Here is a 15,276-nt window from a genome sequence, read left to right as displayed (position 1 = left end):
TTCATCGATTGTTCACATGAACATCCGGTAATCGTAGACCTCATTCACGATGGCAGACGATTGCTTTACGACTTCCGCAAAGACCTGTGAATACACCAGCGTGACCGGCAACGTCTTATATAGTGTGTTGTTATTCCAATCGACCCTCGTGAGCGCAAGAATACTTGCACATGTCGCATGCCAGCCTCCTGCGCCGGAAAAACGACGCAGCATGATCGGACTGGCGAGAGGTTTGAGCGGCGCCTCTTTAAAAACTGGTTGATTAGGATTCTGCTGATTGATCTTATCGACAGATCCCTGTGTCCACAATAGGCACTCGTTTTCGGTAAGCGGTTGATAAAGCCCCCGATCAACCGAATATCCTGCAGGGGCAGGTTTCGTATTCCATTTGTTTGGACCGTCAATTTTTAAACCATACCAATTGCTTCCACGCACGATTTGAATCAACTCTATTTCCATCTTCGACCCGAAAGCATCGAACGCACCCTGAATTTCATCCTCAGTGAAGTGCGTCGTCTTATGGACATAGATCTTCTTCGGTAACCGCCCGTTGTGAGAGTTTTGATAAAGCAACAAGCTTTTCGAGAGTACAGATTGCATCTCTTGATACGTCAGGTAGGGATTGCCTTTTCGATCGGTTGTATAATCGCGCGCATCGTAGGCGATGAATTCGAAGCCGGTTCCATCCGGATCAAAAACCTGACTGCAACAAGTGCTGTATTCAACACCGTCCTCAAGCTTTTTGATGGCATAGCTAAGCCCGATATACGCTTCGTCTTTGTCCCAATCAGCGAGCTTCCACGGAATTCCGTTTGCCTTCGCATAAAGGGCAACACTCAATCCCCAGGCAACCTGCGCACGACACGTCCGCTCGAACATGGTGTCATTGACAATCTGTATCGGAATGTTGAGTGGCGCGACGTTCGCTTTGATTTTGTCATGAAGATTGAAGCCCTCGTAGAGATAAGATGCCTTCCATACCGCAGGCAAATAGACAATGAGTACGTCAAAGGTATGTTTAAGCTTCTGTAGGGGAAGGCTTGCCTGCAAGATCAATTCGGCTAGACCGTTGCCATTCCCAGCAGAGGCCATGGCATTGCATTCATTCGGCGTAGCCAGACGTAGACATTCCGGCGCCGGGATGAGCCGAGTTCGAAAGATATTTTCGAACCCCTCGTACGCGATGTAGTAGTTGGGAGCCTCGCGTACTTGCTGCTTGCCCATCAATTCTCGAACAAGCGCATCGAGCCTTGGAAGGAGGTCCATCGGCGCGAGGTACGCCAGCCGAACCACTGTCGGCGCGCCGATGTCAAGGCTATACGGCCCGTGATCCATTAGACCGCGAAGCGGATGAGCGTGAGTCTTTCCGCCCGCAAAAAGCAGGTTCGGTTCCGGTAGGATGGAATTGGCTGGCAGTTCACTAGGATCGTTAGTCATTTGTGCCGCTCCTCTTGCTAAATGCAGAGCGTGTAATAATTTGGAATTGCGCGGGATGGTCCGTGCCTTTGTACGCGGTGACTATTGCCTCGCCCTTCCCAATGCTTCCGAGAAGAATTTTGATCCAAGCGCTCAGAATTTCTGAAGCCTGTTTATTGTATCGACGTATTTTTTTCTTGTAGACAAAGTCAGTTGCCTGTTCGCGCATCTTATTTGGAGAAATCCAAATATCCGGTTTCAGAAGCAACCATATCTGGCCGTTCCGCTCTTCAACCCTCAGCGAAACAGCCTCAGCCCAATACACATCCTTGAGTCCAGCCACCTGGCCGTTTACAACACCGTTGTGCATTTTGCCGTCTCTATCCTTCCAGGAAAGTGCCTCTCGCAATGGTTTTAACGTATCACTGCTCGCTTCTTTGTGGTCAGTAATCGCATACCAAGTTTTTCTCTGCTTGCGAAGAACGAGAGGCTTTTCGTAAATTAATGCATTCGCAACCGTTTCCTCCACCATCGACTTAAAATAGGTTGAAGTGTTGATTGCGACGACTAGATCATCAATCTCGAATGACGAAACTGATTTCACTCGGTCCGGTTCGTATATCTTGACAAGTTCCTTTCCGTTTCCCCAAAACAGAATGCGATCCGTGTAGCAGACTGAGCATTGGGGGCGCTTTTCAAACAAGACACTCTTCAACTGCGCAAGGTCCACAGCTCCGTCATAATCGATGGCGCCGCAGCTAACTGGCACCCTTTTGATTTGAAGCGCGTTCGTGCGAAGAATGGGGTATCCCGATCCGGCAGGAGGTAGAGGAATCCTCACTTGCTTCGCCGTAGCACTCCTAACTTTTGCGTCGACGGCCGGATTCTTATCGGAGACCAATCGCCATATCTTCGCAAGCATTTCATCAAATGTGCCGGTTTCGACAATCCCGCCCTTAACGCCCTTGCTGTTGGCGTAATCCATCAACTGACGCACCGACGCTTCAACATGGGAAATGCGTGGCACCGTCCAATAAAGACCATGTGGAAACGAGTTGTTCTGTTCAATGGCTTCGCCGAACATCGCCATCACGTTGCGATCGCGCCCACTGTACCCACTCACGACCATGCCGAAACGGACAGAGGCAGCCACGAAACATTTTTGAATTTCTCTATCGTTGCTTAGCAAATCGGCTGCAAGATTTTTAACCGTCTGGTAACGAAAGTCACCGTGAACCTTTGCTAAGAAAGGAAACCGTTCGGAGTTCAATGCCTCAAGCGCGGCGTAGGATCCTTCAAGGTGGAATGTCGTAAGATTCTTGCCTGCAATTGAGGCATAGGTAGATTCCACAACCTCGTCGAAATTCGTAGTAAAGATGATCCGGGCAAGACCCATTTGCATGAGTGCAGCAAGTGCGCGCTGACCGATCGTCGAGGATATTTTCTCTGTGGCAAGTGCTTTATTGAGATATTTTTGTTGCGACGAATAGTCTCCTCCAAATAGCAGCTCGAAATAGAACGAGTATTCGGCCGGATCCCAAAGTGGCGGAAAGCTTTTACTGTCCATGTACGCCTGAATGCGGGCTTGCACAGCCCTATTGCTCACGTCGTGTGCAACTACGTCTTGGTTTTCCTGAGCGCAGTAGTAACGAAGCTTAAGGTCCCAAATTAAGTCTGTTGCGGTCGGAAGCCCGGAACTACGTGACGCCCCAGCCCCCAGAAACCACATTAGTTGTTGCCCGTTCTGGATGACTTGCTGACGGAAATCAATTTCTTTAATCTCTGACATCGGCATTGCGGACCGCACCTCTTCTTATGGTCTAAACTAGGAATCCTGAATTCAAAGGCTATTGTATTACCAATTTTTCATTCGTCTGCCTGTGCCGGCGCCGTAGAGTTTGCGGCAGACGTCAAAGAAAGATCTCGTCTGATCGCCGACAGATTTCCGCTTTTGGCCGTCAGCAGACCGACGAACCGCAGCGTCCTGCAGCATTCCTCGGGTGACTACACCGCCGCGAGTCCTTCCTCCAAGGCGGACCGCACAACCATACCGCCGCCTTTTCCCACGCCCCCTCACGGTCCCAGCGACTGCATCAACCGCCCAAGATCCCGCGGCTCCACCCGAATCATCCCCCCTTTCGGGCTATCGATATCCGCGATCAATGCGAGCGACAGCGCGACCGTCGTCGGAAGAATCGTGATGAGCAGGCCTTTCCGCAGACTCCCCTTCGCCCCGTAACCCTGCACGACGCAGCCGAGCAGCGCGATGATGATCATCAGATACCAAGCGCCTAGCGGAATGTGATTGATGCGCGCGGCCTCCGAGTAGTCCTGCGAATTCAAAACGTCGTTCATGCCTGACACGACCAGCGCGCCGATAGGCGTCGGCTGCGCTTTCGCCACCTGGGTCGCGAGCTGCCACAGTTCCGCCTCGACGTTCGTCGTATCGCTTACGATTTTCGCGAGCGCGTCGGGCGCGCGCGTCTTGTAGTTCGCCAGGCGCAGCTTCGTATAGCGGATCAGCGCGGACTTGATCTTTGCCGCGGTGGCCGCATCGGCGAGATCCGCGCGGGAATACTCGGTGCCGATCGCATTGGCCTCGCTTTCCTCCAGCGTCTTGCGCAGGTCGTAACGGTTCACCGCCATCGACAGGCTGAAGCCGACCAGCAGCGCAAGCAGCGTCAGTGTGGAAGTCTGGACGAGGTTGAAGTCTTCACGGTCGTTCTCCGGCAGCAGCGCCCAGCGGCGCAGCACGAACGCGCCGAACGCCACCGCGCTCACGAAAAGCGCGAGCAGAACGACGAACAACACAGCCGGGTGGTCGATGAAAGCTCTCATTCCGTGCCCCTGTCTCGTCCTCGCTCAGCGCGCATCGACCACGAGAGATTCGGCGTCCGCGAGCATGGCCGTCGCGCCGGTCAGATAGAAGTTGCGCCGTGGCGCGGATCGTTCTTGAGGCAAACTCTGCGGTGAAGCATGACGACGCATTGAAGCAATACTTGAAAAGCGGGGCGTTGACGGATGAATTCCGTCTATCGGCGTCATCTTTCAATTGATGAAGATGAAGCGCTTTTTAACGAGGCTTCCGTCGTCTTCGACGAAACGGGCCAACAACTTCCGTCGAAGCCCTTCGATTCAACTTTCCGCTGGCGATGGCATTCCCGACATCCGTTTGTTCAACAGCAGACGCTTCCTTAGCTCGATTCAGTGACTCTCGATCGACAAGTGCAGCGAGGGCGTCGTAAATGAGCCTGGAAGTCTCTTGCGGCGTACCCTTTCCATTTATCCGGATGAACTGGGCTAAGCTGTCCGGGGGAGGGGTGTCGTCTAGAGCAACGACCAGAATCGGCTTTCTTCTCTCGATACATGCCGATATTGCGCTCCCGAGCTCGAAATGCACCCAAGGTGCGTCCTTGCAGTGCCTCGACCAAAAGATAGTAAAGTGACTAGACTCGGTCAAGCCCGCATTCAACGAAAGCCCGAGAGAGTCTGACGGAAGCATTCTCTCTTTGTCCAACCAGGTCGAAATTCCGGTTTTGAACAGATTATCCGAAATGGCTTCGACGACAGGCTTGTCCACCGAACGGTGACTGAGAAATAAACAGACCCCACGAAAACGAGAGATGGATCCCAGCCTTTCATGATTCTCAACGGCTGCCCGGAGATGTCGGATTATATTGATAATCCACTCGATGTTTCCGTGGCTTTTCTTAGTCACATAATTCGATGAGACTCTGGCTGCGATTGCAACCAGATAGCCTCTTCCCAGTTGGCAGACCGACGCGAAAGGCCCGAAGCTGCCTCCGCCCATCGGACTTTGTGGATGATAACGAAGGCGGTGCTGATCGAATCCAGTCTCAGGGGGTTCCCACCAACAGTCTTGACACATTGTTCCCATAGTATGACTGACAATATTGGCGAGCCAGCTTTGAGAATTCCCCAGATCTAAAGGACCACCTACCAGAATAGTGGAAAGGCCGTTGTATATTGGCTGGAGCCATTCCGCACAATGGGTTCGTGCAGCTTCACAATCGACCCAAATCTCTGACCAATATGAGTTCTCGCAGCGTCCCGGGTCGACGATTTCGATCGGATTACCTTGCCTGCCATCTTCACGTCGAAACCATGCCTTGAAGAGACGTCCGAAGCGGTCTTCGTCAATCGACCGTGCGATGTTGATATCAAGATCCGCTACAACGACAATCCCTCCACGCCTTGCGAACTCCTCGATCATTGGAGCCGACATCTTCCAGTCTGAGCCGTCGAACCCCGTTAGACAGTGGGAATCTAATCCGCCCTCTAGATACACCACGTTGACGCCCGACCGATGGAATTCGCTCTGCGTGATTACGTCATCGAGAATAGATTCTGGAAGTCCCTCGGAAACCGAGTCTGGAATGATCATATGCGAAGTCACTGCAGCATCGAGGTCCGCCTTTAATGCCTCGTACAGCAGTTTTCCCATAATGGCGTCCGGACCGTCGAGTCCAAAATGGCGGCGGTGCAAATAAAGAAGCCGGTTTTTCGCCATTGATACCCCCACGAATCGATCGATCACTCCGGTGCGACACCGGCCCGAACGATTCCTCATAGTAGGAGGAGGATACTTTTAAAACAATCCTGTCTGCGGACGAAATGGCCCCCTCACCACCTCGCCGCCGACGCCCCCGGCTGCTCTGATCGCCGCGGATATCCCACCGCCGTCCGCTCCAGTTGCGCACTCGGCGTCACCGCCACCAACTCCCCAAACCCCGACTCATACCGCTCGACAAACCCCGCGATATCCGGCTTTGCGACCTTCAATCCGCCATCGACGCGACCCAACCCCCGCAACCAGTGCCCCGTCTGCGCAAGCGAAACCTCCACATGCCAGCTCCCGCCTTCCCGCTGCTGCTTCCACAACGCCGCCGCAGCGCCAAAAGCCATCAAAAACCCGCTCGCCATATCGAGCATCTGCATCGGCAACGGACGCGGTTTGCCATCGCCCGCCGCCTCGCCTTCGGCCGCATTGAAGCCCATCGCGGTCTGCACGAGCGAATCGAAGCCACGCCGGGAACCCCACGGCCCACGCGTACCATAAGCCGTCAGCGACGTATAAACGATCCCCGGCCGGCGTGCCGCCAGCGCCTCCGGTCCGAACCCGAGCGAAGCGATCCCGCCCGGCCGATAACCCTGCGCAAACACATGCGCCTCATCGATCAGACGCCAGAGCGCGTCCCGCTCCGAAGCCGACCGCAGATCGAGCAGCGCCGAACGCTTGCCGCGGCTCGTATCCGCGATCGCCGGAATGTTCGGCAGATGCGGCCCGTTCACGAGCATCACGTCCGCACCGAACGCGGCCAGCGCGCGCCCGCCGACCGGTCCCGCGAGAATGCGCGTGAGATCGAGCACGCGAACACCGTCGAGCGGACGCGCGTTAGCCGATAAAGCCGGCAACGCGAGCGCAGGCCCATCGCCGATGCGCGTGATCGTCATCAGCGGCTGCGCGGCAATGGCGCGCCCCTGCGGCGTCGCATCCCATTCGTCGAAGGTGCGCAGCATCGTCGCGACGAGCCCTTGCGCCGCCGCCGCATCCTCGAAATCGCCACCACGCCACGCCAGCAACGCGCGCTCGGCATCCTCGCGCGTGGCCGTCTTCGGGTCGAGTCCGAGCAGACGCAGCGCGCCATCCTGATGATGTTCGAAGTTCGCGTGAATGCGCACGTAGCCATCGGCGCATCGATAGAGACCGGAGAAGCGTCCCCACGTCTCGGGCTCCTTGCCATCGAGGGTGAACGCGCCCGTGCATTCGACGGCCGCATGCGTCATGTCGACGGCCACGCGCTGCCGCTCGACGCCGCGCGCATGCGCCAGTTCGCACGCAGCGAGCGCCGCCGCGCCGATGGTGGCCTGCGCGGCCGTGCCGACGGCAAAGGTGGAAGGAAAAACCGGATCGTGACCGGAAAGGTCGACGAAAGAAAGCGCATCGTCGGGCAAGCCGGCGATGCGCCATAGGTTGCGCAGCGTATCGAGAGAAGCAGTCATGACGGGCGCTCGCACGTGTGTGAAGCGCCCATTATCACGCCATAAGCGTCAATGACGCCGTGTCGCCAGTTCCGCGCCCTGACGCAGCGCTTCGAGCATGCTGCCTTCGTCGGCGATGCCCTTGCCCGCGATATCGAACGCGGTGCCGTGATCGACCGACGTGCGGATCACGTCGAGCCCGACCGTCACGTTCACGCCGGCTTCGAGGCCGAGCACCTTCACGGGACCGTGCCCCTGATCGTGATACATCGCAACGACGAGATCGAAATCGCCACGCCCCGCGCGATAGAACAGCGTGTCGGCGGGCAGCGGGCCGGTCACGTCCAGGCCGCGTTCCTGCAGCACTTTCACGGCGGGAATGATCTTCTCTTCTTCCTCGCCATAGCCGAAAAGGCCGTTCTCGCCCGCATGCGGATTGATCCCGCACACGCCGATACGCGGCTTCGCAATGCCCGCCTTCACGAGCGTCGCATTGCCGCGCTCGATCGTGCGCTCGACGAGACCCGGCTCGATCTTGCGGATCGCATCGATGATGCCGATATGCGTCGTCACGTGAATCACGCGCAATTGCGGCGCGACGAGCATCATCGAGACTTCGTCGACGCCGGTCAGATGCGCGAGCATCTCCGTATGGCCGGGAAACTTGTGGCCGCCCGCGTGCAGCGCTTCCTTGTTAAGCGGCGCGGTGCAGATCGCGTCGATCTGATTCGCCTGCGCGAGCTCGACTGCGCGCGCGATGTACTGGTATGCCGCATCGCCCGCGACCGCCGACAGTTCGCCGAAGGGCAGGTCGTCAGGAATCAGGCCGAGGTCGATGCACTCGATCACGCCCGGCTCGTAACGCGCCTCGGTGGCGTCCTTGACGCGCCGCACCGTCGCCTTGCCGCCGGTGATCTGGTTCGCGCGTTCGAGACGCCGCGCGTCGCCGATCACGAGCGGGCGGCACTGCTTGTAGACCGCATCGTGCGCGAGGCTCTTGACGACGACTTCCGGGCCGACGCCGGTCGCGTCGCCCATCGTGATGCCGATTACGGGAAGATAGTTGCTCATGATGTTCGTCTGGTGATGTCTGTTCTCAACGCGCGACGGGAAGGTCCGCGCCGCGCAAATGCAGGTAAGCGCCGAGCAATGCGTGCTCGCTGCCGAACGCGCCGGCTTTCGTCACGATCGACGGTCCGCTTGAAGGTCCGTTTCCATTCGATGGCCGCCCGAGTGCGACGCCCGCCTCGATCTCGGTCACGAGTTCCAGGCTGCCGACGTGAGCCGCCGCGAGCATCGCGCGCGCGGTTTCGCCGCCGGTCGCGATGAGCCCGCCGAGCGCATCGAAAGAGGGCGCGACGAGCGCCGCCAGCGCCGTCGAGAGCAGCGCGCCCTCGGCGGGATCGAACGCGTCGTCGCGGCCGATGCGCACGATCGCGTCGATCTGATCGCGCACCGAAGCGCCGATCCGCTCGCTCCACGCCTGCCATTCCGGATGCCGCGCGCCCTCGCGCAACACGGCGGGCGGCACGATCATTTCCTGTACGCCGGCTTCCGTGCAGAGCATCGCGCATTGACGCTCCGAAATCGCCGAAAGACTGCCGACGAGCGCGAGGATCGGGCCACGCGCAGGCTCGACGGAACGCGCCGCTGCCACGGAAGCGCGCGCATCGAACAGATCAGGCAAGGCGGCCAGCTCGCGGGCGAGGCCACCCGAGCCGACCCAGAAAAACTCCGCGTCCACGGCGGCGGTCACGCGTGCGAGCGTGGCGAGGTCGTCGCTGGCTTCGGCATCGACGACGATCGCGTCGATGCCTTTCGCCGTCGCCGCCGACGCCACCATTGCCGCGATGTCCCGCGGCGCGGCGCGCAACGCATCGAGCGAAACATGCGCCGTGCGCAGGCCGACCATGTCGAGCATGACGCGCAGTTCGGCTTTCTGTCCGGCGTTTTCGAGCTGCCACGTTTCGGTGTCTTCGAGCGGCACGCCGCGCACGATCACGCGGCCATCGCGCACGATGCGGCCCGTCGCCGGAAACGCGGGCGTGACGATCGCCGGGCCGGCGAGCTTCGTCAGCGCCGCGACTTCGGCGGTCCAGTTGCCGCGCAAGGTCGAATCGATCTTCTTGTAGAGGCGGCGTCCCGGCGCGCGCAACGCCTGCCACGCGGCCGTGGTGCGCTTCGCGGCTTCGGCGGGCGTGAGGCGGCGCGTGTCGGTGTCGGCGGCGATGACGGCGGCGTCGTCGTGCGGCGCGTTCGCGTCAAGCGAGACGATCGTCTTCGAACCCGCCGCCGCGAACGGAATCGCGCAGTCGGCCGCGCCCGAGAGATCGTCCGCGACGATCAGCAAGCTCTTCATTGCGTGGCCCCGCGTGCCTTCGCGCGTTCCTTCGAATCGGACGACGCGCGCGCCTCGTTGCGCGCATTCACGCGCTTCGCGATGGACGCCGTCAGGATCGGCGAGATGATCGCGGTGACGACCACGCAGGCCGCGACCAGCAGCGTCGCCGATTTCGCCGCTTCTTCATAGACCGGATTGGCCGCCGCTATCAGCGCCGGAACGGCCGCCGCGTTGCCCGCGGTATTCGCCGCCGCCGCGCCCGCCACGCCCGTGCCACCCGTCAGACGATCCGCGAAGTAGAGCGGAATGCCCGTCACGATGACGACCGCGAGACCCAGGCCGATGCCGAGCAGGCCCGCCTGCCAGACCTTGTGCAGATCGAGGCCCGCGCCGAGCGCCAGCGCGAAGAACGGAATCATCACCGGCACGGCGCGGGCGAGGAAGTCGCGCATTTCGCGATCGAGGTTGCCGAGCAGCATGCCGACCGCGAGCGGCAGGATGCTGCCGACGAGCGTCGGCCACGGGAACGCGGAGAGGCCCGCGACGCCGAGCGTGACCATCGTCAGGAACGGGCCGGATTCGAGCGACATGATCGTGTACGCGCCCACGTCCTCCGAGCGGCCGTACTGGCCCATCAGCGCCATATACAGGCCGCCGTTCGTGTCGTTCATCGCGGCGACGACGGCGAGCGTCGAAAGGCCGGCGAACAGGCCCGACGTGATCGGCTGCTCGCCGAGGAAATGCCCGAGCACGATGCCCGCGACGATTGCCGTGCCGACTTTCGTCGCGAACAGCGCGCCGCCTTTCTTGATGAGATACGGCGTCGCTTTCACGTCGATGCTCGCGCCCATGCAGACGTAGAACACCGCGAGAATCGGCAGCGCGCCGGTGAAAAGCGCGCTCGTGAACGAGCCGAAGAACTTCGGCATGCCGGGCAGGAAGGTCGCGATCAGCGAGCCGATCAGGAGCGGGACGATCATCATCCCGCCGGGTACGCGCTCGACGGCGCGCTTGATGTGAATTTGAGCCATGCAAGTCTCCACTGTGGTTTCCGTCCGATTCGATCAATAAGTGATTGAATCGATCAAATCGGAGTGTAGTCCTCCGCTGTGTTTTGCGCAAATCGGGCGGTATGCGGGTTTACTCTGATCGATTCGCGCGCTTTCAACTGTTCGAATGATCGAATCAGTCAAAATGTTTGACACGGTGCCGGGCAGGGCGAGCATTCGATGGTCCCGGCCAGTTCGCTACACTGTGCCTCGCCGCCGCAACCGCAAGAATTCAGGGAACAGGATGAAAGTCGAGAAACGCCGCGAGGCGATGCTCAAGGCCGTGCTCTCGGGCATGAACGATGTCGCCGCGCTGTGCGATCACTTCGGCATGTCCGAGGCGACGGTGCGGCGCGACCTGCGCGCGCTCGCCGACGAACGGCGCATCGTGCGCACGTATGGCGGCGCGGCGTCGGTGGGCATGCACGAGCCGGAAGAATCGCTCGATACGCGGCGCGAGAGTTTTCGGGAGCAGAAGGAAGCGATCGCGCGCGCGGCTGCGAAACACGTGCAGGACGGCGACACGATTTTTCTCGACGGCGGCACGACCACCGCCGCGCTCGCGCGCTGCCTTGCCGGACGCACGCAGGTTCACGTCGTCACGAACAATCTGCTCGCGGTCGGCGTGCTTGCGGCGGCGGAGGTGCGCGTGACGCTGATCGGCGGCGACGTGCGGCCGTCGAGCATGAGCACGCTCGGGGCCTTTGCGCAGGTGGCGCTTTCGCGCGTCACGTTCGACAAGGCGTTTCTCGGCGCGGACGGCGTCGTCGCGGGTCGTGGGCTGTGCGAAGCCACGGCGGAGCAGGCGTTTTTGAAGGAATGCATCGCGCGCCAGGCGGCCGGGTTGTTCGTGCTGGTCACGTCGAACAAGCTGGAGCGCGCGAGCCAGCAGCACTGGACGCCGCTCGCGCGCGACTGGACGCTAATTACCGATGCGTTGGCCGAAGCGCCGGTGCTCGCGCGCTTCGAAGAGCAGGAGAATGTGACGGTGGAGCTCGCCGGGCCCAACGACTGATCAGGTCGAAAGAATCGTGACCAGCGCGACGGCCGAATCGCCCGCGAGCTGACCGCCGTTGTTCTCCGCGAGCGCGACCTTCGCGTGAGGGCGTTGCCGCGCGCCCGCCCGGCCGCGCAACTGCTGCGTCAGTTCCACGATCTGCGCGACGCCCGTCGCGCCGACCGGATGCCCGCGCGACAGCAGGCCGCCGCTCGGATTCACGCTGATGCGCCCGCCGATATCCGTCTCGCCCGAACGGATCAGCTTCGGCGCATCGCCGGGCGCGCACAGGCCGAGGTTCTCGTAGTGAATGAGCTCGGCGGGCGCGGATGCATCGTGCAATTCGACGACATGCACGTCTTCCGGCCCGATGCCCGCTTCCTCATACGCCTCGCGCGCCGCGCGCACCGCGACCAGTTCGCCGGAGCCATCCGCTTTCGCCGAGACGATCGAGCTTGCGCGGATGAACACCGGCTGAATGTCGTGCTTCGCCGCGAAGTCTTCGGAGCAGATGAATACGGCAGCGCCGCCATCGCCGATCGACGAGCACATGAAAAGCGTCAGCGGATCGCTGACCATGCGGCTCGTCAGCACTTCCTCCACGCTCGTTTCTTTGCGGAATTGCGCGTGCGGATTGAGCGAGCCCGCACGACGGCTTTTCACGACCACGCGCGCGAAGTCGCTCGCTTGCGCGCCGGTCTTTTCCATCCACTTGCGCGCCTTTGCCGCGTACAAGTCCATGAAGAGCGAGCCGGTTCCGGTCGTCACGCCTTCGGGCAGCGGCTCTTCGAGATCGACCGCCTTCGCGAACGCGCCGAACGAAACCGCCTTGTCCTCGTGCGAGAGCTTTTCCACGCCGACGACGAGCGCCGTTTCCACTTGCCCCGACGCCACCGCGAGGCACGCGAGATTCAGCGCCGAACTGCCCGACGCGCACGCATTTTCCACGTTGAACATCGGCTTGCCGTCGAGGCCCGTGTTGCGCAGCGACGACTGCGCGCGAATCATCTCCTGCCCGGTGACGACACCCGCCGCCGCATTGCCGAAGAACACGCGGTCCACCTCGTTCACGCCGACGTGCGCGTCTTTCAGCGCGAGCGACACCGCTTCTTCCGCGAGCGATTTCAGATTGCGTTCGAGAAACTTGCCGAAGGGCGTCATGCCGACGCCGCCGATCACTACTTTGCGCATGGTTGTCTCCATTGCATGTAAAGAAAGAAGGTCTTAATCGAGCGTCTTGCCGCGTGTTTCCGGCATGCGCGCATAGACCACGCAGCTCGCCACGCACACGGCCGCCACGTAGATCCAGAGGTATTGCGCGAGACCGGCGTTGTTCATCGCGGTGACGATGGTCGGCAGCGTGCCGCCGAAAAGTGCCGCCGAGATCGCATAGGGAAGCGCGACGCCCGTTGCCCGGACATGCGCGGGGAATTGCTCGGCCATCACGGTGGCGCAGGTCGCGGCGAAACCCGAGGACAGCACCATGCCGATGGTGACGATGAGCGTCGCGGTGCCGTAGTCGTTGCCGAGAAAGTGCAGCGCGGGCCAGGCGAACAGCGCGGAACCGGCGGCGAAGGCGAGCAGCACGGGCTTGCGTCCGATGCGGTCCGACAGGATGCCGAGCAACGGAATCGCGACGAGCGATACGACGATCGACACGACGCTCGCGCTGAACGCATCGCGCAGCGGCAGGCCGCGCATATGGGCGAGGGTCGGAAACATCACGAGCCAGAGATAGACGCAGAGATTGCCAGCCATCGCGATGCCGATCACGCGCAGCGCCGCGCGCCGGTGTTCGCGCACGATCGTGACGAACGGATGCCGCGTGTGCTGCCGTGCCGATGCGCTCTTCTTGAACGCATCGGTTTCCGCGACGGCAAGGCGGAACCACAGCGCGACGAAGCCCATCAGCCCCGCGATCGTGAACGCGACGCGCCAGCCCCACGCGGCCATCGAAGGCGCGTCGATCATCGACGTGAGCAGCGCGCCGATCGAGGCGGCCACGAGCACGCCCGCATTCACCGCGAAGTGCTGCCACGATCCCGCGAAGCCGCGTCGCGCGGGCGTCGCCGATTCCATCAGGAACGTCGATGCCGAGCCGAACTCGCCGCCCGCGGCAAAGCCCTGCACGAGCCGCGCCGCGACCAGCACGAGCGGCGCGGCGACGCCGATCGACGCATAGCCCGGACACGCCGCGATCACGAGCGAGCTGCCCGCCATGAGCGCAACGGAGAGCGCGAGGCCGTTCTTGCGCCCGTGGCGGTCCGCATACGCGCCGAGCAGCGCGCCGCCGATCGGCCGCATCACGAAGCCGACCGCGAACACCGCGAAGGTCGCGAGCAGCGCGATGCTGGCGTTGTCGGCGGGAAAGAACTGGCGCGAGAACAGCGAGGCGAACGTCGCGTAGATGATCCAGTCCGTGAACTCGACGATGGTGCCGAGCGTCGCCGCGACGATCGCTTTTTTCTGCGCTCGCGTGAGTGAAGTCGCGGCGGGCTGCGCGACGTTCGGAAGCGTGGTGTCCATGATGTCGTCTCCGTATGGGTATGGGATGGACGCATCGTAGATTTGGCTTTGCACGCGCTCAAACGACATTTTTTGCGCGCTCGATTGAGTTTTTTTGCTTAACAAGAAGTCAATCGAAACCGCAAAAAATGTCGTTTGAGCGCGTGGCCGATGACGTCCTAGCATCGGGGCATTCGTTCAAGGAGACAGCAATGAATGCATCGAAGGAAGTCGCGATCGTCACGGGCGGCGCGAAAGGCATCGGTTTCGGCATCGCGCAGGGATTGGCCCGCGACGGCAAGCGCATCGCACTATTCGATCTCGATCGCGCGGCGCTCGACGAAGCCGCGACGCGTCTCGCCGCGCAAGGCGCGGACGTGATCGCGCTGCCGGTCGATGTGACGGACAGCGCTTCGGTGAACCACGCCGTGGACGCCGTGATCGAGCGCTTTCAAAGAATCGACGTGCTCGTGAACAACGCGGGCATCGTGCGCGACAAGCGCATCACGCGCATGAGCGACGACGACTGGGACGCGGTCATCGACGTCAATCTCAAGTCGCAATTTCTCTGCTGCCGCGCCGTGCTCGCGCCTATGAGCGCGGCGAAGTACGGGCGCGTCGTGAACATCTCGTCGCGCGCGTGGCTCGGCGGCGCGGGGCAGGCGAACTATTCGGCGGCGAAGGGGGGCGTCGTGAGTCTCACGCGCAGTCTCGCGCTCGAATGGGCGAAAGACGGCGTGACGGTGAACGCGGTCGCGCCCGGCATCGTCGATACGCCCTTGTTTCAGGCTTTCGATATCGAGTTGCAGGAGAAGCTCAAGCGATCCGTGCCGGTGCAGCGTATCGGCACGCCGGACGATATCGCGGAAGCAGTGCGCTTTTTCGCGCGGCGCGAGGCGTCGTACATCACGGGCCAGACGCTCTATGTGTGCGGCGGGCGCTCGCTCGCGTCGCCGAGCGTGTAA

General features: G+C 61.0%; 12 protein-coding genes. 2 read left to right on the top strand and 10 right to left on the bottom strand.

The features are described from left to right. Window positions 1–12: 12 nt before the first annotated feature. The 8 genes from AWB70_RS09695 to AWB70_RS09660 form a co-directional block, all read right to left on the bottom strand. A complete protein-coding gene (locus AWB70_RS09695) occupies window positions 13–1,437 on the bottom strand; it encodes an argonaute/piwi family protein (protein ID WP_053571899.1) in 1,425 nt (474 codons plus the stop codon). Next, a complete protein-coding gene (locus AWB70_RS09690) occupies window positions 1,430–3,205 on the bottom strand; it encodes an SIR2 family protein (protein ID WP_235024190.1) in 1,776 nt (591 codons plus the stop codon). Before AWB70_RS09690 ends, AWB70_RS09695 begins: the two co-directional genes overlap by 8 nt. Before the next feature lie 284 nt (window positions 3,206–3,489). Next, window positions 3,490–4,254, bottom strand: a complete 765-nt coding sequence (locus AWB70_RS09685) for a bestrophin-like domain (RefSeq protein ID WP_053571901.1) — start codon at window positions 4,252–4,254, stop codon at window positions 3,490–3,492. 235 nt (window positions 4,255–4,489) lie between these two features. Continuing rightward, window positions 4,490–5,947 carry a toll/interleukin-1 receptor domain-containing protein gene (locus AWB70_RS39180; protein ID WP_235024189.1) on the bottom strand — a complete coding sequence of 486 codons (1,458 nt, stop codon included), beginning with the start codon at window positions 5,945–5,947 and terminating at the stop codon, window positions 4,490–4,492. A gap of 113 nt (window positions 5,948–6,060) precedes the next feature. Then, window positions 6,061–7,440, bottom strand: coding sequence for a CoA transferase (locus tag AWB70_RS09675; protein ID WP_053571902.1), 1,380 nt, complete (start codon window positions 7,438–7,440; stop codon window positions 6,061–6,063). A 48-nt stretch (window positions 7,441–7,488) separates the two neighbouring features. Continuing rightward, the gene (gene pdxA, locus AWB70_RS09670) at window positions 7,489–8,490 is read right to left on the bottom strand and encodes a 4-hydroxythreonine-4-phosphate dehydrogenase PdxA (RefSeq protein WP_053571903.1); all 1,002 of its coding nucleotides are present in this window, start codon (window positions 8,488–8,490) and stop codon (window positions 7,489–7,491) included. 25 nt (window positions 8,491–8,515) lie between these two features. Further along, window positions 8,516–9,778, bottom strand: a complete 1,263-nt coding sequence (locus tag AWB70_RS09665; RefSeq protein WP_053571904.1) for a four-carbon acid sugar kinase family protein — start codon at window positions 9,776–9,778, stop codon at window positions 8,516–8,518. Continuing rightward, window positions 9,775–10,791 (bottom strand): 2-keto-3-deoxygluconate permease, encoded by a 1,017-nt coding sequence (locus tag AWB70_RS09660; protein ID WP_014251792.1) that lies wholly within the window; start codon window positions 10,789–10,791, stop codon window positions 9,775–9,777. The genes AWB70_RS09665 and AWB70_RS09660 overlap by 4 nt, the downstream gene beginning before the upstream one ends. A gap of 262 nt (window positions 10,792–11,053) precedes the next feature. Here AWB70_RS09660 and AWB70_RS09655 point away from each other — a divergent pair, with 262 nt between their 5' ends. After that, a complete protein-coding gene (locus tag AWB70_RS09655; protein WP_053571905.1) occupies window positions 11,054–11,824 on the top strand; it encodes a DeoR/GlpR family DNA-binding transcription regulator in 771 nt (256 codons plus the stop codon). Here AWB70_RS09655 and AWB70_RS09650 read toward each other — a convergent pair whose 3' ends face one another. Both AWB70_RS09650 and AWB70_RS09645 read right to left on the bottom strand, forming a co-directional pair. Next, window positions 11,825–12,997: a thiolase family protein gene (locus AWB70_RS09650; protein WP_053571906.1), complete on the bottom strand. Its 1,173-nt coding sequence runs from the start codon at window positions 12,995–12,997 to the stop codon at window positions 11,825–11,827. It abuts the gene before it with no gap. A gap of 33 nt (window positions 12,998–13,030) precedes the next feature. Next, the gene (locus tag AWB70_RS09645) at window positions 13,031–14,332 is read right to left on the bottom strand and encodes an MFS transporter (protein WP_041733781.1); all 1,302 of its coding nucleotides are present in this window, start codon (window positions 14,330–14,332) and stop codon (window positions 13,031–13,033) included. A gap of 191 nt (window positions 14,333–14,523) precedes the next feature. Between AWB70_RS09645 and AWB70_RS09640 the strand changes: the two genes are divergently transcribed. Further along, window positions 14,524–15,276 (top strand): SDR family oxidoreductase, encoded by a 753-nt coding sequence (locus AWB70_RS09640; protein ID WP_053571907.1) that lies wholly within the window; start codon window positions 14,524–14,526, stop codon window positions 15,274–15,276.

The sequence above is a fragment of the Caballeronia cordobensis genome (assembly GCF_001544575.2).
Classification (GTDB): Bacteria; Pseudomonadota; Gammaproteobacteria; order Burkholderiales; family Burkholderiaceae; genus Caballeronia; species Caballeronia cordobensis.
This window is presented reverse-complemented; position numbering and strand designations above follow the sequence as displayed.

Excerpts from the sequence above, each read along its gene's own strand:
- AWB70_RS09660 (WP_014251792.1), bottom strand. The coding sequence starts at position 10,791 with ATGGCTCAAATTCACATCAAGCGCGCCGTCGAGCGCGTACCCGGCGGG.
- AWB70_RS09640 (WP_053571907.1), top strand. The coding sequence starts at position 14,524 with ATGAATGCATCGAAGGAAGTCGCGATCGTCACGGGCGGCGCGAAAGGC.
- AWB70_RS09655 (WP_053571905.1), top strand. The coding sequence starts at position 11,054 with ATGAAAGTCGAGAAACGCCGCGAGGCGATGCTCAAGGCCGTGCTCTCG.
- AWB70_RS09665 (WP_053571904.1), bottom strand. The coding sequence starts at position 9,778 with ATGAAGAGCTTGCTGATCGTCGCGGACGATCTCTCGGGCGCGGCCGAC.
- AWB70_RS09685 (WP_053571901.1), bottom strand. The coding sequence starts at position 4,254 with ATGAGAGCTTTCATCGACCACCCGGCTGTGTTGTTCGTCGTTCTGCTC.
- AWB70_RS09675 (WP_053571902.1), bottom strand. The coding sequence starts at position 7,440 with ATGACTGCTTCTCTCGATACGCTGCGCAACCTATGGCGCATCGCCGGC.
- AWB70_RS09645 (WP_041733781.1), bottom strand. The coding sequence starts at position 14,332 with ATGGACACCACGCTTCCGAACGTCGCGCAGCCCGCCGCGACTTCACTC.
- pdxA (WP_053571903.1), bottom strand. The coding sequence starts at position 8,490 with ATGAGCAACTATCTTCCCGTAATCGGCATCACGATGGGCGACGCGACC.
- AWB70_RS09695 (WP_053571899.1), bottom strand. The coding sequence starts at position 1,437 with ATGACTAACGATCCTAGTGAACTGCCAGCCAATTCCATCCTACCGGAA.
- AWB70_RS39180 (WP_235024189.1), bottom strand. The coding sequence starts at position 5,947 with ATGGCGAAAAACCGGCTTCTTTATTTGCACCGCCGCCATTTTGGACTC.
- AWB70_RS09690 (WP_235024190.1), bottom strand. The coding sequence starts at position 3,205 with ATGTCAGAGATTAAAGAAATTGATTTCCGTCAGCAAGTCATCCAGAAC.
- AWB70_RS09650 (WP_053571906.1), bottom strand. The coding sequence starts at position 12,997 with ATGCGCAAAGTAGTGATCGGCGGCGTCGGCATGACGCCCTTCGGCAAG.